Source organism: Streptomyces sp. BPTC-684, from assembly GCF_030028635.1.
Classification (GTDB): domain Bacteria; phylum Actinomycetota; class Actinomycetes; order Streptomycetales; family Streptomycetaceae; genus Streptomyces; species Streptomyces noboritoensis.
Genome location: NZ_CP124863.1, coordinates 4,794,221 through 4,818,024, shown reverse-complemented (window position 1 = coordinate 4,818,024; position 23,804 = coordinate 4,794,221). Strand labels below are relative to the sequence as shown.

The window sequence follows — 23,804 nt, the reverse complement described above, 5'->3', positions numbered from 1 at the left end:
AAGGAAGCGCTGAGTTGGCGAAGAAGAAGGCGGCCGGGGGCACTCCGGCGACGGTGGCGCTGACGGCGGCGGGCACGGAGTTCACGGTGCACGCGTACGAGCACGACCCCTCGTCCGCGTCGTACGGCGAGGAGGCCGCGGCGGCCCTCGGCGTCTCCCCCGACCGCGTCTTCAAGACGCTGGTGGCGGACGTCGACGGCGAGCTGACCGTGGCGGTGGTCCCGGTGGCGGGCTCCCTCGACCTCAAGGCGCTGGCGGCGGCGGTCGGGGGCAAGCGGGCGGCGATGGCGGATCCGGCGGCGGCGGAGCGGACCACGGGCTACGTCCGGGGTGGCATCTCGCCGCTGGGCCAGCGCCGCCGTCTGCGCACGGTGCTGGACGCGTCGGCCTCGGCCCATGCCACGATCTGCGTCTCGGCGGGGCGCCGGGGCCTGGAGGTCGAGCTGGCGCCGGGGGATCTGGCGGCGCTGACGGGTGCGGTGCTTGCACCGGTGGCGCGCGGCTGATTCGGCTGTTGTCCGGTAACCCCCCTGGACACATCGCCCATGGGCGAGCAGGTTGCCCCCATGTCGAAACGAACCCGCAAGCGGAAGTGGCGAATCAAAAAGGGCCGAGCGAACCACGGCCACCGCCCGGCGTAATTCACCTGGGGCTACGCCCCCGGGCCCCCCGGTTTGGCTGCGGACCGTGGTGGGTTGCTCGCGCAGTTCCCCGCGCCCCTGGGCAGTTAGGGGCGCGGGGAACTGCGCGACCAGCCACCTACGGTCCGCAGACGTACGAGCACCCTCGGAGAGCTTCGGGAAGGGGTGGGGTGGGGGCTACAGCTCCGTGGGAGGCCACGGCTCGGGGTCCCGCGGCCCGAACAGGGCCGTCAGGCCCAGGTGGGAGGCCATCGCCGCCACCGGCCACGCCAGCAGCGCCCCCTTCGCGTTCAACTTCAGCGGCGCATCGAACACGACCCCCTTGCCCGCCGCCCGCGCCGCCGCCACCACGTCCTGCGTCGGCCCCAGCCACACCCCGACCCGCCAGGCCAGCCAGGACCCGAGGAGGCCGCCCACGGCCAGCCCGGCCACCAGCGGGATGCCGCCGCGCCTGCGCAGCAGGAAGACTATGGCCGCGCACACCACGCCGAACCCCAGCGCGAGCAGGATGAACGTTCCGTCCGCCCCGATCGCCTCCTCGCCCTCCGTGTCCTTGAGGAAGACGGCCTTGTCGTCGGAGATCAGCGGCACCCGCGGCGCCAGCCACACCCACAGCAGCCCGAGCAGCACGCCCGTGACCGCCACCGCGACCGCCGCGATCACGGCGTCCCGCAGCTCCGCTTTCATCGCGGGGCCCTCCTCCCGTACGGGGACACCCGGCCCGGAACCGGGGTGTGCGGAGTCCTGCCAGGCGTCGTCGTCCGGTGGCTGCTGGTGAGGCGGCGTCAGAGGTGCGGTCACCCCGCCATCGTGCCAGGCGCTCCTGTGCGGCGCCTCACCGGGAGACCGCCGCCCGGCGGTACGCCCAGGTCGCCACGAGCAGCGAGACGACCCCGACGGCCGCGCAGACCGCGAGGTCGAGCCCGATGACGGCCCAGTCGGGGTGCCCGCCGAAGCTGTGCGCGAAGGCCTCCACCCCGTACGTGGAGGGCAGCAGATCACGTGCGTACGCGATCGGTCCGGGCAGCCGGTCGGCCGGCAGGACGCCGAGCAGCAGCGCCGCCGACATGCCCAACTGGCCGAGCAGGGTCGCCAGTTCCTGGCGCGGGGCCAGGAGTCCGAGGGCCGCGCCGAGCCCGGCGAGCGCGGCGCCCGCCAGCGGGATGACCGCGGCGAGCACCCAGAGGTGCGCCAGGGGAAGTCCGAAGAGCACGCAGCCGGTGATCGCCGTCACCAGCGTCCCCGGCACCGTGAAGGAGGCGTACGCGGCGGCCGCGCCGAGCACCACGGACGCGGGCGGCACCGGCAGCGTCGCGTAGTGGTCGAGCCCGCCGCCCGCCCGCAGTTGCCCGAAGTACTGCGCGAGCAGGTTGAGCGCGACGAAGGCGACCACCAGGACGCTCGACCCGGCGACCACGGCCCGCGCCTCGCTGCCGCCGTCCACGACCCCCCGCATCAGGACCATGATCCCGATCGACTGGAAGGTCGCCACGAACAGCAGCGGGATGCGGGCCACCTTGGCCCGGGAGAGCTGGGCCCGGTAGACGGCCGAGAGGGCGGGCAGCAGCCGCGCCCGGGGCGCGAGCGGCGCGACCGCCCCGGCCCGTTCCGCCGGGGCGGCGAGCGCCTCCGGGGGAGCCTCCACGGAAACCTCCAGGGGAAACGCGCTCACGCCTTCACCAGACCTTCCGTACGGCCGCCGAGGGCGAGGTAGACGTCTTCCAGGCTCGGCGTGGCCAGGGTGAAGTCGTCGAGGGCGGCGAACGCGGGCCCGCCGGTGACCGCCGCGACGGCGGCGCGCGCGGCGTCGGGGCCGAGCCGCAGCACCCAGCGCCGCCCGGACTCCTGCGCCCGCTCGCGCAGCGCCGCGACCTCGGGCAGCTCGACGGGCGCCCGCTCGCGCCACACCAGCTCGACCCGGACCTCGGAGGCGACCCGTTCCTTCAGGCCCGCCGGGGTGTCGCAGGCGATGACCTTGCCGCGGTCGAGGACGGCGACCCGGTCGAGGACGGTCTCGGCCTCGATGACGTTGTGGGTGACGAGCAGCACGGTCGCGCCGCGCTCGGCCCGGCGCCGGTCGACGGCCGCCCAGACGGCCCGCCGGGCCAGCGGGTCCATGCCGGTGGTCGGCTCGTCGAGGACGAGCACGGGCCGGTCGCCGACGAGCGCGGCGGCGAAGCAGGCGAGCCGCCGCTGTCCGCCGGAGAGCTTCTTGAGCGGCCGCCCGGCGAGCGCGGTCAGCCCGAGCTCCTCCAGTACGGCGTCGCGCTCGGCCCGGGCGGCGCGGACGGGGAGTCCGCGCAGCCGGCCGGTGGTCTCGGCGGCGAGCGACACGGTCAGCTCGTCGAGGGCGGTGGACTCCTGCCCGAGGTAGCCGATCAGCCGGGCGGCCCGCTCGGGGTGGCGCACCAGGTCGTGGCCGAGGACGTCGACGCTGCCGGAGTCCGGCCGCATCAGCCCGGTGAGCTGGCGCACCAGGGTCGACTTGCCCGCGCCGTTGGGCCCGAGCAGGCCGAAGATCTCGCCGCGTCCCACGTCGAGGTCGATCCCGTCGGTGGCCCTGATCTCGGGCGTACCGGCCGAGCCGCGTCGTCCGCGCGCGGCGGGGTACGTCTTGGTGAGGCCCCGCACCGCGCAAACGGTGCCGGCCCGCGCCGCTGCTGTGCCGGTACTCACGGACAACGAGCCTACGGGGTCCATCGGGCCACTCCGCCCCCGGACCCCTGTTTGTTCCGTTCGCCGAACGATCGGCGCCGAGGAGTCGAACCGTCCGGTTCGCCCCTGGCGTCCGGGGTGCCGGGCGCGCGGTGGGCTCCCCGCGCGCCCCGCCGCGTACTACTCCCCCACCGGCGCCCGCTCGGCGGCCGCCCTGACGTCGATCTCCCGCCAGAAGCCCGCCCGGATCGCGTACCGGTCGTGCTCGTCGATCTGGTCGTCCTTGTGGGCGAGCAGCCCGAACCGGGCCGCGTACCGCAGGAGTTCGCCGTCGATGCGGTGCGGGATGCGCGGATACATGGTGGACAGCTTCTGTACGTGGGTCGTGTCCGGCAGGCGCTCCATCCAGCGGCGCGCGAAGACCTGCCCCACCTCGTACGGGTCGCCGCCGACGGTGGTGATGTCCTCCTCGCGGTCCGCCCAGCGCTGCTCGGCGCTGGTCAGCTGGGCGAGGGTGGGCAGCGAGGCGGTCTCCGGGGACTCGCCGAGCGTGGAGCCGGGGCGCTCGACCCAGCCTTTGTCGGAGGACCAGCGCAGGGTCGCGTGCGGGGCGTGCGGCGAGGTGGCCTGAGCGCCGGGCCCGCGCAGGCCCGCCAGGTCCTTGGGCGTGGGCACGCCCTTGACCGCGGTGCCGGGCGAGGAGGTGACCGCCGTGCCGTTGCCGACGGCCGCCGGGGGCTGGGCCGTCCCGTTGCGGGCGGCCGCGGCCTGGGCCTCGGCGGCCCGCTCGGCGGAGGCGGCGAGCGCCGACTCGGGCAGCGGGGCGGAGAGGATGGCGGCGATCTCCGGGCGGGGGGCCGCGGCCGGGGCGTACATGGTGCTCAGTTCCTTGACCCGGACCGCCTGGGTGATCCAGGCCCGGTCGAGGACCCGGCGTTCGTCGGCCTCGGCCACCAGGTCCTCGGACTGGTTGTAGTCGCCGTCGGCGGCCTGGACGGCCCACAGGTGCACGGCGACGCCGTGTTCCTTGGCCGACATCAGTCCGGGCAGCAGATCGCCGTCCCCGGTCACCAGGACCACGTCCGAGCAGGCGCGATTTCTGGCCAACTCGGTGAGCTCGGCGTGCATCGCCGCGTCGACGCCCTTCTGCGCCCACCGCCCGTCGCTGCGGGTCAGTGCGCCCAGCCGGACCGTCACCCGGGACATCACCCGCAACCTGCGGTGTTCCGGCTGGGGCACCCGGTCGGGGGCGCCGTCGAACCAGTAGATCCGCAGCAGCGGCTGCTCGGTGTCGGCCTCCGCCCGCTCGCGCAGCGCCTGGATCAGGGCGGCGTGGTCGACGGTGATCCGTGAACGGGCAGGCTCTCCGGCCAGAAGGCTCGCGGCCGCGCCCAACAGGTAACCCGCATCCACAAGGACGACGCAGCGGTCCACGCGTTCCACCCTCTTTCAGAACCTTGAAAATCAAAAGATCAGAGGCAAAGGAGATCAGGGAGATAAGAGTGCAGGAGATCGAGAGATCAGGGAACGTACTTCGGGTTTCCTTCGAGTCTGCCCGACCCTGCGAGGGTTAACGGCCGGAACTCGATCATCGGCGTGGCGAACTCTTCCACCACGCACCCTTTACGTTCGAATACGCACGGTAATCGTCCGAAATGCGCTCTTTGTCGGGACATGTGAGGCTGGCAGCGGCCCTGGACCCTAGTCCCCCCAGGAGGCATCACCATGGCCAAGAACAAGTCCGGCCGTAAGCAGCAGCAGGTCGCCTCGCAGGCCGAGCGCGGTCAGCAGGACGCGGTCAAGCAGGCGATGGAAGCGCAGTCCCAGCCCCAGGCGCAGGCCCAGGGCAGTCCGGCGGATGTTGCCCGTAAGCACCAGCGTCGCTTCGGCCACAACTGATAATTCCACATGCACCAGGCACACAAATACGGAAGGGGCGCGCCCTATTCGGACGCGCCCCTTCCGTATGAAATAAGAATTCCGCCGCCGGTCAGCCCGCCAGACAGGACGGGCCGAGCAGCACCTTCAGATCGCCGAAGAGGGCCGGGTCCGGCTGGACCCGGTGCCGGTCGAGCCGCAGCACCGTGGTCGTGCGCGGCCCCTGGAGCTTGATCCGCACTTCGGTGTTGCCCTTGTGGTGGCCGAGAATCTCGCCCAGCCGGCTGACCATCGGCGGGGTCACCTTCACCGTCGGGATGGTGAGCACCACCGGCGCGTTGGTCCCCGCCGACGACAGGTCCGGGACCATCAGCTCCATCGCGACCAGGCGCGGGATGTCCTCGCGCTTGTCGAGGCGGCCCTTGACGAACACCACCGCGTCCTCGACGAGCTGGGTGGAGACCAGCTGGTAGGTCGCCGGGAAGAACATGCACTCGATGGAGCCCGCCAGGTCCTCGACGGTGGCGATCGCCCAGGCGTTGCCCTGCTTGGTCATCTTGCGCTGGAGGCCCGAGATGATGCCGCCGATGGTCACGACCGCGCCGTCCGCGTGCTCGCCTCCGGTGAGCTGCTGGATGGAGGAGTCGGTCTTGTCGGAGAGCACGTGCTCCAGACCGAAGAGCGGGTGGTCCGACACGTACAGACCGAGCATCTCCCGCTCCTGGGCGAGCAGGTACGACTTCTCCCACTCGACGTCGGAGAACTCGACGTCCAGGCCGAAGCCCGGCTCGTCGGAGTCGTCCTCGCCCATCCCGCCGAAGAGGTCGAACTGCCCCTCGGCCTCCTTGCGCTTGACCTGCACCACGTTGTCGATCATCGGCTCGAAGTGCGCGGTGAGGCCCTTGCGGGTGTGCTTCATCTCGTCGAAGGCGCCGGCCTTGATCAGCGATTCGACGGTCCGCTTGTTGCAGACGACCGCCTCGACCTTGTCGAGGAAGTCGGGGAACGAGGTGTACTTCCCCTTCGCCTTGCGGGACTTGATGATCGAGTCCACCACGTTCTGACCGACGTTGCGCACGGCGGTCAGGCCGAACAGGATCACGTCGTCGCCCTGCGCCGAGAAGTTGGACTCGGACTCGTTGACGTTGGGCGGCAGCACCTTGATGCCCATGCGGCGGCACTCGTTGAGGTAGACCGCCGACTTGTCCTTGTCGTCCTTGACGGAGGTCAGCAGCCCCGCCATGTACTCGGCGGGGTAGTTCGCCTTGAGGTAGGCGGTCCAGTACGAGACGAGGCCGTACGCGGCGGAGTGCGCCTTGTTGAAGGCGTACCCGGCGAACGGGACCAGGACGTCCCAGAGCGCCTTGATGGCCTCGTCGCTGAAGCCCTTCTTCTTGGCACCGGCCTCGAAGATGACGAAGTTCTTCGCCAGCTCCTCGGGCTTCTTCTTGCCCATCACGCGACGGAGGATGTCGGCCTCGCCGAGCGAGTACCCGGCGATGATCTGGGCGGCCTTCTGGACCTGCTCCTGGTAGACGATCAGGCCGTAGGTGACGGCCAGGACCTCTTCGAGCGGCTCCTCCAGCTCGGGGTGGATCGGGGTGATCTCCTGCTGCTTGTTCTTGCGCAGCGCGTAGTTCGTGTGCGAGTTCATGCCCATCGGGCCCGGGCGGTAGAGCGCGGACACGGCGGAGATGTCTTCGAAGTTGTCGGGCTTCATCAGCCGCAGCAGGGACCGCATGGGCCCGCCGTCGAACTGGAAGACGCCGAGGGTGTCGCCGCGCTGGAGCAGCTCGAAGGTCGTCGGGTCGTCGAGCGGAAGGGCCAGGAGATCGATGTCGATCCCCTTGTTGGCCTTCACCATCTTGACGGCGTCGTCCATGATCGTCAGGTTGCGCAGACCCAGGAAGTCCATCTTCAGCAGGCCGAGCGACTCACAGCTCGGGTAGTCCCACTGCGTGATGGTCACGTTGTCGGTGTGACGCACCCACACCGGGACGTGCTCGGTAATGGTCTCGCTGGACATGATCACGCCGGCCGCGTGCACACCCATCTGCCGGACCAGGCCCTCGACGCCCTTGGCGGTGTCGATGACCTTCTTCACGTCCGGCTCGTTCTCGTACATCCCCCGGATCTCGCCCGCCTCGCTGTAGCGCGGGTGCTTGGGGTCGGTGATGCCGTTGAGGTCGATGCCCTTGCCCAGGACGTCGGCGGGCATCGCCTTGGTGAGGCGGTCGCCCATCGCGTACGGGTAGCCGAGGACGCGGGCCGAGTCCTTGATCGCGTTCTTGGCCTTGATCTTGCCGTAGGTGCCGATCATGGCGACCTTGTCGGCGCCGTACTTCTCGGTCACGTACCTGATCACTTCGACGCGCCGACGCTCGTCGAAGTCGATGTCGACATCGGGCATCGAGACGCGCTCGGGGTTGAGGAACCGCTCGAAGATCAGGCCGTGCGGGATCGGGTCGAGGTCGGTGATGCCCATCGCGTACGCCACGATCGAGCCGGCCGCGGAGCCTCGGCCGGGGCCGACCGCGATGCCCTGCTTCTTGGCCCACATGATGAAGTCGGCGACCACGAGGAAGTAGCCCGGGAAGCCCATCGAGATGATGGTGTCCATCTCGTACTCGACCTGCTTCATGCGGTCGTCCGGGATGCCTCCCGGGAAGCGGCGGTGCATGCCCCGCATGGTCTCCTCGCGGAACCAGGTGACCTCGGTGTAGCCGTCGGGGATGTCGAACTTCGGCATGAGGTTCTTCGCCTCGAACATGCCGCTGACGTCGATCTGCTCGGCCACCAGGGCCGTGTTGGCGCAGCCCTGCTGCCAGGCGTCCGAGGCGTCGATCGCGTACATCTCGTCGGTCGACTTCAGGTAGTAGCCGGTGCCGTCGAACTTGAAGCGGTCGGGGTCCGAGAGGTTCTTGCCGGTCTGGATGCACAGCAGCGCGTCGTGCGCGGTGGCCTCGTGCGCGTACGTGTAGTGCGAGTCGTTGGTGACCAGGGGCGGGATGCCCAGCTCCTTGCCGATCTTCAGGAGGTCGTCGCGGACCCGGCGCTCGATGTCGATGCCGTGGTCCATCAGCTCCAGGAAGTACCGGTCCTTGCCGAAGATGTCCTGGTAGTCGGAGGCGGCCTGGCGGGCCTCCTCGTACTGCCCCAGGCGCAGCCGGGTCTGGAGCTCGCCGGAGGGGCAGCCGGTGGAGGCGATCAGACCCTCCGACCACTGGGAGATGGTCTCCTTGTCCATCCGGGGCCACTTCTGCAGCCAGCCCTCCGCGTACGCGTCGGAGGAGAGGCGGAAGAGGTTGTGCAGGCCCGTCGCGTTGGCCGCCCAGATCGTCTTGTGGGTATAACCACCCGAACCGGACACGTCGTCGCGCTTCTGGTGCGGCTGGCCCCACTGGATCTTGCGCTTGTTGCGGCGCGACTCGGGGGCCACGTACGCCTCGATGCCGATGATCGGCGTCACACCCGCCTTCTTCGCCGTGTGGAAGAAGTCGTACGCCCCGTGCAGGTTGCCGTGGTCGGACATCGCGATGTGCGTCATGCCCATCTCGTTGCACGCGTCGAACATGTCCTTGAGCCGCGCGGCACCGTCCAGCAGCGAGTACTGGGTGTGTACGTGAAGGTGCGTGAACGGCGGCTTCGACACGGCGGGGGCCTCCATGGCGGGGAGAGGGGGGGACAGCCTGGAAGTCTACGTCGGCCCGCTGACAGCCGTTGTGAGAACTGCGGCGGCGCGCAGCGCCTCGATGAGGGGAGGTGGTCGGGTGACGGGCGGGCACTCCGGGGTACGGTCACGCGTTGGAAGGGGCGGAATCACCCGTCCCATTTGTTGCGCATCTCTACCCGCACGTACGCACCAGGAGGCACCCGGCGATGTCGGTCCCGCAGCACACCACCGAGGAGCGCGGCGAGCAGATCCTCGCCGTCTTCGGCACCGCCTTCGGCGAGCTCCTGGCCGCCGACCCGGCCGCCTTCCGGGTCAAGTTCCGCAAGATGGCGGCCTCCGCGTTCGCCTTCTACCGGGGCACGGCCTGCCTGTTCTATGCCGATCTGGACGCGGAGAACGCCGGGCGGGAGGGCGGGAACATACACAGCGGTCCTTACCTGGACGAACGTACCGGCCGGGTGTGGATCCACGGCGACCTGCACGCCGAGAACTTCGGCACGTACATGGACGCCAACGGCCGGCTGATCTTCAACGTCAACGACTTCGACGAGGCGTACGTGGGCCCCTTCACCTGGGACCTCAAGCGCTTCGCGGCCTCGCTGGCCCTGATCGGCCACGCCAAGGCGCTCAGCGACGGGCAGATCACCGAGCTGGTGCGGATCTACGCCGCCGCCTACCGCGAGCGGATCCACGCCCTGGCGGCCGGCGCCAAGGGCGACGAGGTGCCCTCGTTCACCCTGGACACGGCCGAGGGGCCGCTCCTCGGCGCGCTGCGCTCGGCACGCGCGCGTACGCGCTTCTCGCTGCTCGACTCGATGACCGAGATCCGCGAGTACGAGCGCCGCTTCTCCGAGGACGACGGCTCGATAGAGCTGGACGCGGCGACCCGCTACAAGGTGCTCGCCGCCTTCGACGGCTACCTGGAGACGCTGCCGGACTCCAGCCTCATGCGGCCCGATTCGTACCGGGTCAAGGACGTCGTCGGGCGGCGCGGCATCGGGATCGGCTCGGCCGGTCTGCCCTCGTACAACATCCTTCTGGAGGGCCACAGCGACGCCCTGGAGAACGACGTCGTGATCTACATGAAGCAGGCGCAGACCCCGGCGGTCTCCCGGCACGTCACCGACCCGGCGGTGCGCGGCTACTTCCAGCACGAGGGCCACCGCACGGTGATCTCGCAGCGCGCCCTCCAGGCCGCCGCCGACCCGTGGCTGGGCTGGACCGAGCTGGACGGGGCGGGCCAGCTGGTCGCCGAGGTCTCGCCGTACGCGGTGGACCTGGACTGGTCGGACATCGACGAGTCGGAGCAGATCGCGGCGGTCGTCGCGGACCTGGGCCGGGCCACCGCCACCATGCACGCGGCGGCGGACGACGAGAGCGGCCACTCGGAGCTCGTGCCGTTCTCCACCGAGCGGGCCATCGACGCGGCGATAGCGGCCGACGAGGAGGGCTTCGCGGACCTCCTGGTGGAGTTCGCGCACGCCTACGGGGCACGGGCGCGGGCCGACCACCAGATCTTCGTCGACCTGTTCCGTAACGGTCGGATTCCGGGTCTGTAGTCTCACGGATTTCTTAGGCGCCACTGACAGCGGCGCATGGCAAACTCAGCCCGATGGACATATCCGGTACGCGGCTCAGAGCGGCACGCGCGGCGCTTTTCACGGCGCTCGTCGTGGCGCTCTCCAGCGCGTCCCACGTCCTGCTCTCCCGCGTCCCGCTGCCGGTGCCCCTGGTGGCCGGCGCGGCCGGCACCGTGTTCCTGATCGCGTACGCGCTCGCGGGCCGCGAGCGCGGCTTCTGGTCGATCGCCGGGCTGCTCGTCCCGCTGGAGCTCGCGGCCGACACCGTCTTCTCGACCGGCCAGCACGTCTGTTACGGGCCCTCCGGCGGCCCGGTCGCGGGCGCGCTGCGGTCGGTGGGCGTGAACGTGCTGTGCGGCGGGAGCGTGGGCACCGAGCTGCCCGGCGTCGCCGGGTCCCGGGCGAGCGCGGCCGTGCTGCTCGGCGGTCCCGCCCCGGCCGTGCCGTGGCTGCTGCTCGCCGCGCACGTGACGGTCGGGCTGCTCGCCGCGGCCTGGCTGCGGCGCGGCGAGGCCGCCCTCGCGCGTCTTGTGCGCACGGTCGGGGTGCTGGCGTTCCGGCCGCTGCTGCTCGCGGTCGCCGTGGTGGGCGGCGCGGTCCGTCCCGTACGGGCGCGGGTGCGGCCCGTGCGGCGCGCGGGGCCGCCGTCGCGCGCCCGGCTGCTCGTGCACTCCGTGGGACGGCGGGGACCGCCCCGCCCCGCACTGCTCACCGCCGTCTGAGCGACGGCCCTCCCGAGCACATCGGCCCGGTCACCCGGGTCCCTCTCAGCACTTTCTCACCTGCCCTACCTGCCACACGGAGAAAACGATCATGAGCAAGCGCAACAGCCAGGCCAACAAGGCAGCCGCCCGTGAGCGGCTGAAACTGGAGCGCGAGCGCCAGGCCAAGAAGGACAAGGCACGCCGCCAGATAGTCGTCGCCGCCTCGATCGTCGGCGTCCTCGCGATAGCCGGCGGCATCGGCTACGCGGTCATGCAGGGCAACAAGCCCGGCGAGTGGGACGCGGCCAAGGACAAGACCCTGGTCAAGCCCGCCAACACCACGGGCACCGACGGCACCACCGTCGTCATCGGCAAGCCCACCGCCAAGAAGACCCTGGAGATGTACGAGGACGCGCGCTGCCCGGTCTGCTCGGTCTTCGAGCAGCAGGTCGGCGCCACGGTCAAGAAGGACGTCGACGCCGGCAAGTACAAGATCCAGTTCATCGGCGCCACCTTCATCGACAACGGCAGCCCGGGGGTCGGCTCCAAGAACGCGCTCAGCGCGCTCGGCGCCGCGCTCAACGTGAGCCCCGAGGCGTTCATGGAGTACAAGGCGCAGCTCTTCTCGGCGAAGTGGCACCCGGCCGAGACCACGGACAAGTTCAAGAACGACGACTACCTGATCCAGGTCGCCGACAGCGTTCCGGCCCTCAAGGGCAACGCCAAGTTCCAGCAGGACGTCAAGGACGGCACCTTCGACAAGTGGGCGCTCACCATGTCGAAGAAGTTCGACGACAGCGGTGTGACCGCCACGCCGACCCTCAAGATGGACGGCAAGAAGATCACCGGCGCGAACAGCGACAACGCCCCGCAGGACCCGGCCGCGTTCACCGCCGCCATCGACAAGGCCCTGAAGGGCTGACGCCGCCGAAAGGGCCTTCGGCGGGGCCCGGGCGCTGACGCGCGCTCAGATGGACGCCGGCGAACGGGCAGACAAACTTTTGCCGCGAGTCTGCCCGTTCGCGCTACCCATCAGTAAGGTGTGCGGCTGTGACCAGTCGATTCACCTCAACCCCCACGCGCCGCACGGTCGTCAAGGCCGCTGCCGCCACCGCTGTCGTCGCCGCGCCCCTGGTGGCCGGCGCGACCGCCGCCGTCGCGGACTCCGCTTCGGCCCCCGCCTTCCTGCACGGCGTCGCCTCCGGCGACCCGCTGCCCGACGGCATCCTGCTGTGGACCCGGGTCACCCCCGCTCCCGACGCGGTGCCCGGCTCCGGCAAGGGCCCGGACACCGAAGTCTCCTGGGAGATAGCCGAGGACAAGGGCTTCTCGCGGATCGTGGCCCAGGGCCGCACCACCGCGACGGCCGCCTCCGACCACACCGTCAAGGCCGATGTGCGCGGCCTGCGCCCGGCGACCGCGTACTGGTACCGGTTCGCCGCGGGCACCGCGCTCTCCCCCGTCGGCCGTACGCTCACCGCCCCCGCCACGGACGCGGCGGCCGCCAACGTCCGCTTCGGCGTGGTCTCCTGCTCCAACTGGGAGTCCGGCTACTTCTCCGCCTACCGCCATCTCGCCGCCCGCTCCGACCTGGACGCGGTGCTGCACCTGGGCGACTACATCTACGAGTACGCGTCGGGCGCCTACCCGGAGACGAAGTACGTCGTACGCCAGCACGAGCCGGCCCACGAGATCCTGAACCTGGCCGACTACCGCACCCGGCACGGCAAGTACAAGACGGACGCGGACCTCCAGGCGATGCACCACGCGCACCCGGTGATCGCGATCTGGGACGACCACGAGTTCGCCAACGACGCCTGGTCGGGCGGGGCCGAGAACCACACGCCCGGCACCGAGGGCGACTGGGCGGCGCGCGTATCGGCCGCCAAGCAGGCCTACTTCGAGTGGATGCCGGTCCGCCCGTCCATCGCGGGCACCACCTACCGGCGCATCCGCTACGGCAAGCTGGCCGATCTGCACCTGCTCGACCTGCGCTCCTTCCGCTCCCAGCAGGCGAGCGTGGGCAGCGGCAAGGTGGACGACCCGGAGCGCACCATCACCGGCCGCGCCCAGCTGGACTGGCTCAAGTCGGGGCTCTCCGCCTCGAACGCCGCCTGGCAGCTGGTCGGCACCTCCGTGATGATCTCGCCGGTCGCCTTCGGCGCGCTGCCGGCCGAACTGACCGCGCCGCTGGCGGAGTTGCTCGGCCTGCCCAAGGAGGGCATCGCCATCAACGTCGACCAGTGGGACGGCTACACGGACGACCGCCGCGAGCTCCTCGGCCATCTGGTGGACAACGGCATCAAGAACACCGTCTTCCTCACCGGTGACATCCACATGGCGTGGGCCAACGACGTACCGGTGAAGGCGGGCACCTACCCGCTGTCGAAGTCGGCGGGCACCGAGTTCGTGGTGACGTCGGTGACCTCCGACAACATCGACGAGATGCTGCACGTCGCCCCGCACACCGTGTCGCTGGTGGCGGCGGCCGCGATCAAGGCCGCCAACCGCCATGTGAAGTGGGTCGACATGGACTCGCACGGCTACGGCGTCCTCGACGTCGACGCCCAGCGCTCGCAGATGGACTACTACGTGGTCTCCGACAAGCGGAAGCAGGACGCCACGTCCTCGTGGACCCGCTCGTACCGGACGCTCAACGGCAGCCAGAAGGCCGAGCGGGTCTACTCGCCGGTGGTCTGAGCCGGGCGCTACAGCGAGTCGAGGAAGCCGAGAGCGGTGCTCCAGCTCTTCTCCGCGGCCTCTTCGTCGTAGTCCGGCAGTTCGGGATCGGTGTACAGGTGCCCGGCGCCCGGGTACCTGTACACCTCCGCGTCGGCGCCGATCCGGCCCATGCGCAGGTACCAGGTGTTCAGCCAGTCGTCCGTCTCGAACGGGTCCGGGTCCGCCACGTGCAGCTGTACGGGCAGCTCGTCCACCGACGCGCCCTCGGCGATGTCGGCGGTGCCGTGCAGGAGCAGCAGCCCGCGGGCCTTCTCGTCGCCGAGCGCGAGGGTCTGGGCGAGCGAGCCGCCGAGCGAGAACCCGGCGTAGACCAGGCCCTCGTCGGAGTGCGGCGCGGCGGCCAGGATCGCGCGCTTGAGCAGCTCGTCGTTGCCGATCCCGTCGCGGATCGTCATGCCCTCCTCCAGGGTGTCGGCGGTGCGGCCGTCGTAGAGGTCGGGCACGTGCACCACGTGTCCGGCGGCGCGCAGCCGCTCGGCCGCCTCGTGCACGGCGGGCCGCAGGCCGTACGCCGAATGGAAAAGCATGATGTTCATGAGGCCATGGTGCCAGCTACGGTCGGGGGCATGGAGAACGCACTGCGTCCGTTGATCGTCATCGGCGGCTCGGTCGTGCTCACGCTGGCCCTCGTGTGGCTGGCCGACCGGCTGCTCCGCCAGGCCGACGCCCGGCACAGCGAGACTCCGCTGTGGGGCCTGCTGCGCCGCTGCCGCGTCCCGTTGCAGGTCGTCGTCCTCACCGCGCTGCTGAGAGGCACCTACCTCCAGATCAAGTGGGCCCCGATCCAGGACCACGAGGCGGGCCTCGGCCAGACCCTCTCCCTCGTCCTCATCGGGGCGAGCGCCTGGCTGGTGGTGCGGATCGCGGCGGCGGTCGTCGAGGCGTCGTACGCGCGGTACGCGGCCTCCGCGCTGGATCCGGCGCGGGTGCGCAGGGTCCGTACGCAGGTGACGCTGATCCAGCGCGTGGTGACGGCGGTCGTGGGCGTGGTCGCGGTGGCGTCGATGCTCCTGACGTTCCCGGCGATGCGGACGGCGGGCACCTCGCTGCTGGCCTCGGCGGGCATCATCGGCATCGTGGCGGGCGTGGCCGCCCAGTCGACGCTCGGCAACCTCTTCGCGGGCCTCCAGATCGCCTTCGGCGACATGGTGCGGATCGGGGACACGGTGGTGGTGGACGGCGAGTGGGGCGTGGTCGAGGAGATCACGCTGACCTTCCTCGCGGTGCGCACCTGGGACGAGCGGCGGCTGACGATGCCGGTGTCGTACTTCACCGGCAAGCCGTTCGAGAACTGGTCGCGCGGCGGCGTCCAGATGACCGGCACGGTCTTCTTCCACCTGGACCACGCGGCCCCGGTGGCGCTGATGCGCGAGAAACTCGCCGACATCCTGCGGGAGTGCCCGGCCTGGGACGGCCGCGAGAGCGGCCTGGCGGTCACCGACACCACCCCGTCGACGATCGTGGTCCGCGCGACGGTCACGGCGAAGGACGCGGGCGACATCTGGACGGTCCGCTGCACGGTCCGCGAACAGATGGTGACGTGGCTCCACGACCACCATCCGTACGCCCTGCCCCGCATCAACACGGAACGGGGCGAGGGCGAGCCGCATCCGCAGAACGGGCGTGCAGGCTAAGGGGCGCGGGGCTGTGTCATTGTGCGGCTCCGCCGCGTGGGCGCGACCAGCCACAGACGGCCCGCAGACGAGTCACCGCACCTCCAGCGAAGCGCTATCGCAGGCTGCGTACATCCAGCTGACGCAGCACCCGGTCCACGATCTCCGGATCCGCGCCCGCCTCGCTCCGCGCCGACAACACCTCGTGCCGCGCCGCCGACATCATCTCCCGCTGGATCCGCTGGATCGTCCGCAGCCGCTCCACCCGCTTCGCGTACGCCTCCCGCCGCTCCTCGTCGACCATGTCCGGACTGATCCGCGCCCCCACGTCGTACGCCCGCCGCAGCAGCTGCTCCATGACCTCCTCGGGCAGCTCCTCCACGTCCTCGATCTCCCGCAGCCGCCGCTTCGCCGCCTTCGCCGCGCGGATCGCCAGCTCCCGCTCCAGCGCCCGCTCGGCGTCGGTGTCGGCCTGCACGCCGAGCCGCCGCACCAGGGACGGCAGGGTCAGCCCCTGGAGCACCAGCGTCGCCATGATCACGCAGAAGGCGACGAAGACGATCTCGTCGCGCGCGGGGAAGGGAGAACCGTCGTCGGTCCTGAGCGGGATCGCGAGGGCGAGCGCGACCGAGGCCACCCCGCGCATCCCCGCCCACCACATGACGATCGTCTCCCGCCAGGTCGTGGGGATCTCCTCGTCGTAGTCCCGCCGCGTGTGCAGCCGCTTGGCCAGCCAGGTCGCGGGCAGCAGCCACACCAGCCGTACGCCCACCACGACCCCGGCCACGATCGCGCCCCAGCCCGCCATCTCGCCGACGCGGCCGGTCGCGGTGCCGAACACGTTGTGCAGTTCGAGTCCGATGAGCCCGAACGCGATCCCCGTCACCAGGGTGTCGACGATCTGCCAGAACGTGGCCCCGGCGAGGCGCCCCTGGACGTCGTCCGCGTCCACCGCGTGCTCAGCCAGGAACAGCGCGAGGGTGAGCACGGCGAGCACCCCCGACCCGCCGAACTCCTCCGCCAGCACATAGCCGACGAACGGCACGAGCAGGGTGAGGCCGATCTGGAGCGTGGCGTCGTCGAGCAGCCCCATCAGCTTGTTGGCGGCCCAGCCGAGGACGAGCCCGACCACGACCGCCACCACGGCGGACAGCACCAGCTCGCCCACCGCGTCCGGCCACGAGAAGTCGCCGCTGACCGCCGCCGCGATCGCCACGTGGTAGAGCACGATCGCGGTGACGTCGTTGAACAGCCCCTCCCCCTCCAGGATCGACACCAGCCGGCGGGGCAGCCCGAGCGAGCCCGCGACGGCGGTGGCGGCGACCGGGTCGGGCGGCGCCACGAGGGCTCCGAGCGCGACGGCGGCGGCGATCGGCAGCCCGGGCACGATGGCGTGCGCGACGGCCGCGACGGCCGCCGTGGTGACGAACACCAGGGCCACCGCGAGCAGCAGGATCGGCCGGACGTTGGCGGCGAACTGCCGCCAGGAGGTGCGCTGGACGGACGCGTAGAGCAGCGGCGGCAGAACGAGCGGAAGGATGAAGTCCGGCGGCACGGCGACGTTCGGGACGAACGGCAGCAGGGCGAGGGCCCCGCCGACGAGCGTCATCAGGACCGGCGCGGGCAGCCCCAGCCGGTCCCCGACCGGAACGGTGACCACCGCTCCGAGCAGAAGCACGAACAGCAGGGCCAGCTGATCCACGGATGCCCTCCGGGCGGCGAGGCGATCAAGACGCCCAGCGTGCCACGTGCTTCACCGTACGAAGCCGCGGACCGTGCCGGGTTGCTCGCGCAGTTCCCCGCGCCCCTGACCACCCAGGGGCGAACTGCGCGATCAGCCACACACGGTCCGCAGGCGAAAGAAGCAAGGCCCCGACGCCTACGGCGTCACTCGCTCTCCGCGCGGATCACGTCCAGCGCGTGCTGGAGGTCGTCCGGGTAGCGGCTCTCGAACTCGACCCAGCCGCCGTCCGACGGGTGCTCGAAGCCGAGGCGCACCGCGTGCAGCCACTGCCGGGTCAGGCCGAGGCGCTTGGCGATGGTGGGGTCCGCGCCGTACGTCAGGTCGCCCACGCACGGGTGGCGGTGGGCGGACATGTGCACGCGGATCTGGTGGGTGCGGCCCGTCTCCAGCTTGATGTCGAGCAGCGAGGCCGCCCGGAACGCCTCGATCAGGTCGTAGTGCGTCACCGAGGGCTTGCCCTCGGCCGTGACCGCCCACTTGTAGTCGTGGTTGGGGTGGCGGCCGATGGGGGCGTCGATCGTGCCGCTCATCGGGTCCGGGTGGCCCTGCACCAGGGCGTGGTAGCGCTTGTCCACGACGCGGTCGCGGAACTGCTGCTTCAGATACGTGTACGCCCGCTCCGACTTGGCGACGACCATCAGACCCGACGTGCCGACGTCGAGGCGGTGGACGATGCCCTGGCGCTCGGCGGCGCCGGAGGTGGAGATCCGGTACCCGGCCGCCGCGAGGCCGCCGATGACCGTGGTCCCCGTCCAGCCCGGGCTCGGGTGGGCGGCGACGCCGACCGGCTTCACGATCACGACGATGTCGTCGTCGTCGTGGACGATCTCCATGCCCTCGACCGGCTCGGCCACGACCTGCACCGGCGCGGGCGCCTGGGGCATCTCGACCTCCAGCCACGCGCCCCCGCGGACCCGCTCGGACTTGCCCACCACCGAGCCGTCGACCTGGACCTTCCCCGCCGCGGCGAGCTCAGCGGCCTTCGTACGGGAGAACCCGAACATGCGGGAGATGGCGGCGTCGACGCGCTCGCCCTCCAGGCCGTCGGGAACGGGCAGGGTGCGGATCTCGGGAAACGTACTCACCCGTCGAGTATGCCTTGCCCCACCGACATCCCCGTCCCCACGAGGGCGGGATCAGTCCTTGTGGACCGTTCCGTCCGGGTCCAGGCCCCGGAACGAGAGGATCACGATCAGGAAGCCGCCGCAGACGATCGCGGAGTCGGCGAGGTTGAAGACCGCGAAGCCCTTGGGTGCGATGAAGTCGACGACCGCGCCCTCGAAGATCCCCGGCGAGCGGAAGATCCGGTCGGTGAGGTTGCCGAGCGCGCCGCCGAGCAGCAGGCCCAGCGCGATCGCCCAGGGCAGGCTGTAGAGCTTGCGGGCCAGCCGGAAGATCACCAAGATCACCGTCGCCGCGATCATCGTGAAGATCACGGTGAAGGCCTCGCCCATGCCGAACGCGGCGCCCGGGTTGCGGATCGCCTCCAGCTTCAGCAGATCGCCCACCAGCTCGATCGGCTCGTGGTGCTCCAGCTTGGCCACCACGAGCATCTTGCTGCCGAGGTCGAGCAGGTACGCGAAGAGCGCCACCGCGAACAGCACGGCGATCCTGCGCCTGCCCTTGGGCCGCTCGTCGGGAGCCGCGGCCTCGTCGGGCCCTTCTACGTCCGGCGTACCGATGATGCGCTCCGCCTCTGCCACGTGAGTCCCTCAACCCTAGGTACCTGACTGAGGACGAGGGTACGACACACGCGTACGGAGTCAGCCCCGGCGTTCCTGCTTCTGCTTGTCCTCGACGCAGAGGGTCGCGCGCGGGAAGGCCTGCATCCGCGCCTTGCCGATGGGATTGCCGCAGACCTCGCAGTAGCCGTACGTACCGGCGTCCAGCCGCTCCAGGGCGCGCTCCGTCTGCTCCAGCATCTCGCGCGCGTTGGCGGCGAGCGCCATCTCGTGTTCGCGGGTGATGTTCTTGGTCCCGGTGTCGGCGTCGTCGTCGCCGGCGCCGTCCCCGGAGTCCCGCATTAGTCCGCTCAGGGCGGTCTCCGAGGCCTCGATCTCGGCGCGCAGCCGCAGGACCTCGCTGGTCAGCTCGTTGCGCGCCTCGGCGACCTCGGCGGGCGTCCAGGGGTCCTCCCCGGGCCGTACCGGCAGCTCGCCGGGCACCCCGGCGACGACGGTGCGGGCCTTGGGCACGGCCGATGCCGCCGCCGTGGACTTCCTGGCCGCCGCCTCGCCGGCCGTGTTCTTGGCAACCACCTTCTTGGCTCCCCTCTGCTGCGCGGCCTCGGCCGCCCCCTTGGCCGCCGTGGCGGCCTCTTTCGCTGCCGATCCGGCAGCCTCGCCCGCCACCGCTTTCTCGGCAGCCGCCGTCTTCTTGGCACCGGCTTTCCTGGCCGGAGCCGCCTCTTCGACGGCAGCCTGCTCGGCCACGCCCTTCTTTGCAGCGGCCTTCTCAGCCACGGCCTTCTTTGCCGGAGCCTTCTTGGCAGCGGCTTTCTTGGTCACGGCCTTCTTTGCCGGTGCCGCCTCGGCAACCGCTTCCTTGGTCGCAGCCTTCTTGGCCGCGGCTTTCTTCGGGGCCGCCTCCTTCTTGGCCGCAGCCTTCTTCCCGGACGAGTCCTCCGTAGCGGCCCTCTTCACCGCGGCCTCGGACGCCAACGCGGTCTTCTTAGCCACCATGGCCGCGGCCCCTTCACATATTGTGATCTTGCTCGCGAATCGTGCTGGGACGATAAATCGACCCCAGGCCCGCGGCAACGGGGCACGCCGCCGGTCCGGCCCCGCCCGACGTGCCCGGAGACGAACCTGCATCCGTTGTGCCCAGCTCTCCGGCCCGTAATCCGCCACACGGGCGGAGCCGGACTCCGCCGGACCCCGTATGGCCATTCGGGTCATGGACGCAGCCCGGCCGGGGCTCGCCAAAACCGGTCGGCCGTTGTCGGTACGGCCCCGTACACTGGGCCCAGCGAGAGGCGTCGACGGGACGAGTAGCGCCGTACGCAGCCAAGAGCGATCCGGGGACGGTGGGAGCCCGGAGGCGAGCGCGACACGAAGATCACCCCTGAGCCGCCGGAAGAAAGCCCACCGGGCCAGTAGAACCGGCTTCGCACCCCAATGAGGGGGCGGTGCGCGCGAGCGCAGCGCCAAGGAGGGTGGTACCGCGGGAGCGCTTCACGAGAGGCTCTCGTCCCTCCGACGGAAACGTACGACGATCCGCCGGAGGATGAACGGATGTCGCAGTACCGCCAGGTGCCCGCCCAGGTCGACCTGCCCGCGCTGGAGCACGCCGTGCTCGACTTCTGGCGCGAGGCGAAGGTCTTCGCCAAGAGCCTCGAACAGTCCGAGGGCCGCCCCGAGTGGGTCTTCTACGAGGGCCCCCCGACCGCCAACGGCATGCCCGGTGCCCACCACATCGAGGCCCGCGTCTTCAAGGACGTCTTCCCGCGCTTCAGGACCATGCAGGGCTACCACGTGGCCCGCAAGGCCGGCTGGGACTGCCACGGCCTGCCGGTCGAGCTCGCCGTCGAGAAGGAGCTCGGCTTCAACGGCAAGAAGGACATCGAGGCGTACGGCATCGCCGAGTTCAACGCCAAGTGCCGCGAGTCCGTGACCCGCCACACCGACGCCTTCGCCGAGCTCACGACCCGGATGGGCTACTGGGTCGACCTGGACGACGCCTACCGGACGATGGACCCCGAGTACGTGGAGTCCGTCTGGTGGTCCCTGAAGGAGATCTTCAACAAGGGGTTGCTCACCCAGGACCACCGCGTCGCCCCCTGGTGCCCGCGCTGCGGCACCGGCCTGTCCGACCACGAGCTGGCGCAGGGGTACGAGACGGTCGTCGACCCCTCGGTCTTCGTCCGCTTCCCGCTGACCGGCGGCCCCCTCGCGGGCGAGGCGGCGCTCCTGGTGTGGACGACGACCCCGTGGACCCTGGTGTCCAACACGGCGGTCGCGGCCCACCCCGAGGTGACGTACGTCGTCGCGACGAACGGCGAGGAGAAGCTGGTCGTCGCCCAGCCGCTCCTGGAGAAGGCGCTCGGCGAGGGCTGGGAGGCCACCGGGCAGACCTTCACGGGCGCCGAGATGGAGCGCTGGACCTACCAGCGCCCCTTCGAGCTGGTCGAGTTCCCCGAGCCCGCGCACTACGTCGTCAACGCCGAGTACGTGACGACCGAGGACGGTACGGGTCTGGTCCACCAGTCCCCCGCCTTCGGCGCCGACGACCTCCTGGTCTGCAAGGCGTACGGCCTGCCGGTGGTGAACCCGGTCCGCCCCGACGGCACCTTCGAGGAGGACGTCCCGCTCGTCGGCGGCGTCTTCTTCAAGAAGGCCGACGAGAAGCTGACCGAGGACCTCAAGGAGCGCGGCCTCCTCTTCCGCCACGTCCCGTACGAGCACAGCTACCCGCACTGCTGGCGCTGCCACACCGCGCTGCTCTACTACGCGCAGCCGTCCTGGTACATCCGCACCACCGCCGTCAAGGACGCGATGCTGCGGGAGAACGAGAAGACCAACTGGTTCCCGGACTCGGTCAAGCAGGGCCGCTTCGGCGACTGGCTGAACAACAACATCGACTGGGCGCTCTCCCGCAACCGCTACTGGGGCACCCCGCTGCCGATCTGGCGCTGCGAGGACGACCACCTGACCTGCGTCGGCTCGCGCGCCGAGCTGAGCGAGCTGTCCGGCACCGACCAGACGGACCTCGACCCGCACCGCCCGTACATCGACGACGTCACCTTCACCTGCACGGCCGAGGGCTGCTCGCACACGGCGGTCCGCGTCCCCGAGGTGATCGACGCCTGGTACGACTCGGGCTCGATGCCGTTCGCGCAGTGGGGCTACCCGTACAAGAACAAGGAACTGTTCGAGAGCCGCTACCCGGCGCAGTTCATCAGCGAGGCCATCGACCAGACCCGTGGCTGGTTCTACACGCTGATGGCGGTCGGCACGCTTGTCTTCGACAAGTCGTCGTACGAGAACGTGGTGTGCCTGGGCCACATCCTCGCCGAGGACGGCCGCAAGATGTCCAAGCACCTGGGCAACATCCTGCAGCCGATCCCGCTCATGGACCAGCACGGCGCGGACGCGGTGCGCTGGTTCATGGCGGCCGGCGGCTCCCCGTGGGCCGCGCGCCGGGTGGGCCACGGCACCATCCAGGAGGTCGTCCGCAAGACGCTCCTCACGTACTGGAACACGGTGGCCTTCCAGGCCCTGTACGCGCGCACGTCCGACTGGGCGCCCAGCGCGGCCGACCCGGCCCCGGCCGACCGCACGGTCCTGGACCGCTGGCTGCTGAGCGAGCTGAACGCGCTGGTCGACCAGGTGACGCAGGCGCTGGAGGCGTACGACACGCAGCGTGCGGGCAAGCTCCTGTCGGCGTTCGTGGACGACCTGTCCAACTGGTACGTGCGCCGTTCGCGGCGCCGGTTCTGGCAGGGCGACAAGGCGGCGCTGCGCACGCTGCACGACGTGGTGGAGACGGTCACGCGGCTCCTCGCCCCGCTGACCCCGTTCATCACCGAGCGGGTGTGGCAGGACATGGTGGTGCCGGTGACGCCGGACGCGCCGGAGTCGGTGCACCTGTCGTCGTGGCCGAAGGCGGACGCGTCGGCGATCGACCCGACGCTGTCGCAGCAGATGCTGCTCGTACGGCGTCTGGTGGAGCTGGGCCGCGCCACGCGCGCGGAGTCGGGCGTCAAGACGCGCCAGCCGCTGTCGCGCGCGCTGGTGGCCGTGGCGGGCTTCGAGTCGCTGTCGCCGGAGCTGCACGCGCAGATCACGGAGGAGCTGAACGTCTCGTCGCTCGCCTCGCTGAGCGAGGTCGGCGGGTCCCTGGTCGACACCACGGCCAAGGCCAACTTCCGGGCACTGGGCAAGCGGTTCGGCAAGGGCGTCCAAGACGTGGCCAAGGCGGTCGCGGCGGCGGACGCGGCGGCGCTGTCGGCGTCCCTGCGCGACACCGGTGCGGCCGAGGTGTCGGTCAACGGCGAGCCGGTCTCGCTCGCGCCGGACGAGGTGATCATCACGGAGACGCCGCGTGAGGGGTGGTCGGTGGCGTCCGACTCCGGCGCGACGGTCGCGCTCGACCTGGAGATCACGCCGGAGCTGCGGCTCGCGGGCCTGGCCCGGGACGCGATCCGGCTGATCCAGGAGGCGCGCAAGAACAGCGGCCTCGATGTGGCGGACCGGATCGCGGTGCGGTGGGAGTCCGCTGACGCCTCGGTCGTCTCGGCGCTGTCGGCCCACGCGGAGCTCATCGCGGAGGAGGTCCTGGCGGTCGACTTCGCGTCGGGGGACGCGGACGGTACGTACGGCACCGCGTTCACGGACGAGCCCCTGTCGCTGACGTTCCGCCTGCGCAAGGCGTAACGCGCACGACGCGAGCGGCCCGTTCCCGGGGTACCGGGGGCGGGCCGCTTTGTTTTGCCCCCACCCCGCCCCTTCCCGAAAGCCCTGGGCCGGGCGGCTTGGTTCTTCGTCTGCGGGCCGTCTGTGGCTGGTCGCGCAGTTCCCCGCGCCCCTGACCACCTAGGGGCGCGGGGAACTGCGCGAGCAACCCAGCACGGTCC

18 protein-coding genes are annotated in these 23,804 nt (G+C 70.8%); 8 read left to right on the top strand and 10 right to left on the bottom strand.

The window, feature by feature from the left end:
• The first annotated feature begins 14 nt into the window (after positions 1-14).
• Positions 15-506 carry a Cys-tRNA(Pro) deacylase gene (gene ybaK / locus QIY60_RS21260; RefSeq protein ID WP_283143856.1) on the top strand — a complete coding sequence of 164 codons (492 nt, stop codon included), beginning with the start codon at positions 15-17 and terminating at the stop codon, positions 504-506.
• Between the two features lie 312 nt (positions 507-818).
• Here ybaK and QIY60_RS21255 read toward each other — a convergent pair whose 3' ends face one another.
• The 4 genes from QIY60_RS21255 to QIY60_RS21240 form a co-directional block, all read right to left on the bottom strand.
• Positions 819-1,442, bottom strand: coding sequence for a DUF2567 domain-containing protein (locus QIY60_RS21255; protein WP_283143855.1), 624 nt, complete (start codon positions 1,440-1,442; stop codon positions 819-821).
• A 34-nt stretch (positions 1,443-1,476) separates the two neighbouring features.
• Entirely contained in the window at positions 1,477-2,286 is an 810-nt protein-coding gene (locus QIY60_RS21250) for an ABC transporter permease (RefSeq protein ID WP_283146022.1), read from the bottom strand.
• 23 nt (positions 2,287-2,309) lie between these two features.
• The gene (locus QIY60_RS21245; RefSeq protein ID WP_283143854.1) at positions 2,310-3,341 is read right to left on the bottom strand and encodes an ABC transporter ATP-binding protein; all 1,032 of its coding nucleotides are present in this window, start codon (positions 3,339-3,341) and stop codon (positions 2,310-2,312) included.
• A 135-nt stretch (positions 3,342-3,476) separates the two neighbouring features.
• A complete protein-coding gene (locus QIY60_RS21240; protein ID WP_283143853.1) occupies positions 3,477-4,739 on the bottom strand; it encodes an NYN domain-containing protein in 1,263 nt (420 codons plus the stop codon).
• Positions 4,740-5,021: 282 nt separating this feature from the next.
• On the opposite strand from QIY60_RS21240, the gene QIY60_RS21235 reads away from it, so the two are divergent.
• Positions 5,022-5,195 (top strand): hypothetical protein, encoded by a 174-nt coding sequence (locus QIY60_RS21235; protein ID WP_283143852.1) that lies wholly within the window; start codon positions 5,022-5,024, stop codon positions 5,193-5,195.
• A 91-nt stretch (positions 5,196-5,286) separates the two neighbouring features.
• Here the strand turns inward: QIY60_RS21235 and dnaE are convergent, their stop codons facing one another.
• Positions 5,287-8,826 carry a DNA polymerase III subunit alpha gene (gene dnaE / locus QIY60_RS21230; RefSeq protein ID WP_283143851.1) on the bottom strand — a complete coding sequence of 1,180 codons (3,540 nt, stop codon included), beginning with the start codon at positions 8,824-8,826 and terminating at the stop codon, positions 5,287-5,289.
• Positions 8,827-9,053: 227 nt separating this feature from the next.
• On the opposite strand from dnaE, the gene QIY60_RS21225 reads away from it, so the two are divergent.
• The 4 genes from QIY60_RS21225 (at position 9,054) to QIY60_RS21210 (ending at position 13,831) form a co-directional block, all read left to right on the top strand.
• The gene (locus tag QIY60_RS21225; protein WP_283143850.1) at positions 9,054-10,406 is read left to right on the top strand and encodes a DUF2252 domain-containing protein; all 1,353 of its coding nucleotides are present in this window, start codon (positions 9,054-9,056) and stop codon (positions 10,404-10,406) included.
• A 53-nt stretch (positions 10,407-10,459) separates the two neighbouring features.
• Positions 10,460-11,149: a hypothetical protein gene (locus QIY60_RS21220; protein ID WP_283143849.1), complete on the top strand. Its 690-nt coding sequence runs from the start codon at positions 10,460-10,462 to the stop codon at positions 11,147-11,149.
• A gap of 91 nt (positions 11,150-11,240) precedes the next feature.
• Entirely contained in the window at positions 11,241-12,053 is an 813-nt protein-coding gene (locus tag QIY60_RS21215) for a thioredoxin domain-containing protein (RefSeq protein WP_283143848.1), read from the top strand.
• Positions 12,054-12,181: 128 nt separating this feature from the next.
• On the top strand, positions 12,182-13,831 hold the full coding sequence (locus QIY60_RS21210; RefSeq protein ID WP_283143847.1) for an alkaline phosphatase D family protein: 1,650 nt from the start codon (positions 12,182-12,184) through the stop codon (positions 13,829-13,831).
• A gap of 8 nt (positions 13,832-13,839) precedes the next feature.
• On the opposite strand, the gene QIY60_RS21205 is transcribed toward QIY60_RS21210, so the two are convergent.
• On the bottom strand, positions 13,840-14,409 hold the full coding sequence (locus QIY60_RS21205; protein ID WP_283143846.1) for a dienelactone hydrolase family protein: 570 nt from the start codon (positions 14,407-14,409) through the stop codon (positions 13,840-13,842).
• A 30-nt stretch (positions 14,410-14,439) separates the two neighbouring features.
• Here QIY60_RS21205 and QIY60_RS21200 point away from each other — a divergent pair, with 30 nt between their 5' ends.
• Complete coding sequence (locus QIY60_RS21200; RefSeq protein ID WP_283143845.1) at positions 14,440-15,507, top strand: mechanosensitive ion channel domain-containing protein; 1,068 nt, start codon at positions 14,440-14,442, stop codon at positions 15,505-15,507.
• A gap of 94 nt (positions 15,508-15,601) precedes the next feature.
• Here QIY60_RS21200 and QIY60_RS21195 read toward each other — a convergent pair whose 3' ends face one another.
• The 4 genes from QIY60_RS21195 to QIY60_RS21180 all read right to left on the bottom strand — a co-directional run bounded on the left by QIY60_RS21195 (position 15,602) and on the right by QIY60_RS21180 (position 19,911).
• Complete coding sequence (locus QIY60_RS21195) at positions 15,602-17,188, bottom strand: Na+/H+ antiporter (protein ID WP_283143844.1); 1,587 nt, start codon at positions 17,186-17,188, stop codon at positions 15,602-15,604.
• 185 nt (positions 17,189-17,373) lie between these two features.
• A complete protein-coding gene (locus tag QIY60_RS21190; protein ID WP_283143843.1) occupies positions 17,374-18,315 on the bottom strand; it encodes an RluA family pseudouridine synthase in 942 nt (313 codons plus the stop codon).
• Between the two features lie 51 nt (positions 18,316-18,366).
• The gene (lspA, locus tag QIY60_RS21185; RefSeq protein WP_283143842.1) at positions 18,367-18,933 is read right to left on the bottom strand and encodes a signal peptidase II; all 567 of its coding nucleotides are present in this window, start codon (positions 18,931-18,933) and stop codon (positions 18,367-18,369) included.
• Positions 18,934-18,993: 60 nt separating this feature from the next.
• Complete coding sequence (locus QIY60_RS21180; RefSeq protein WP_283143841.1) at positions 18,994-19,911, bottom strand: TraR/DksA C4-type zinc finger protein; 918 nt, start codon at positions 19,909-19,911, stop codon at positions 18,994-18,996.
• Positions 19,912-20,463: 552 nt separating this feature from the next.
• Between QIY60_RS21180 and ileS the strand changes: the two genes are divergently transcribed.
• On the top strand, positions 20,464-23,604 hold the full coding sequence (gene ileS, locus QIY60_RS21175; RefSeq protein ID WP_283143840.1) for an isoleucine--tRNA ligase: 3,141 nt from the start codon (positions 20,464-20,466) through the stop codon (positions 23,602-23,604).
• The last annotated feature ends 200 nt before the right edge of the window (positions 23,605-23,804 follow it).

Coding starts and splice junctions, on each gene's coding strand:
- QIY60_RS21245 (WP_283143854.1), bottom strand. CDS start 3,341: ATGGACCCCGTAGGCTCGTTGTCCGTGAGTACCGGCACAGCAGCGGCG.
- QIY60_RS21235 (WP_283143852.1), top strand. CDS start 5,022: ATGGCCAAGAACAAGTCCGGCCGTAAGCAGCAGCAGGTCGCCTCGCAG.
- QIY60_RS21225 (WP_283143850.1), top strand. CDS start 9,054: ATGTCGGTCCCGCAGCACACCACCGAGGAGCGCGGCGAGCAGATCCTC.
- QIY60_RS21220 (WP_283143849.1), top strand. CDS start 10,460: ATGGACATATCCGGTACGCGGCTCAGAGCGGCACGCGCGGCGCTTTTC.
- QIY60_RS21215 (WP_283143848.1), top strand. CDS start 11,241: ATGAGCAAGCGCAACAGCCAGGCCAACAAGGCAGCCGCCCGTGAGCGG.
- QIY60_RS21205 (WP_283143846.1), bottom strand. CDS start 14,409: ATGAACATCATGCTTTTCCATTCGGCGTACGGCCTGCGGCCCGCCGTG.
- QIY60_RS21200 (WP_283143845.1), top strand. CDS start 14,440: ATGGAGAACGCACTGCGTCCGTTGATCGTCATCGGCGGCTCGGTCGTG.
- QIY60_RS21180 (WP_283143841.1), bottom strand. CDS start 19,911: ATGGTGGCTAAGAAGACCGCGTTGGCGTCCGAGGCCGCGGTGAAGAGG.
- ileS (WP_283143840.1), top strand. CDS start 20,464: ATGTCGCAGTACCGCCAGGTGCCCGCCCAGGTCGACCTGCCCGCGCTG.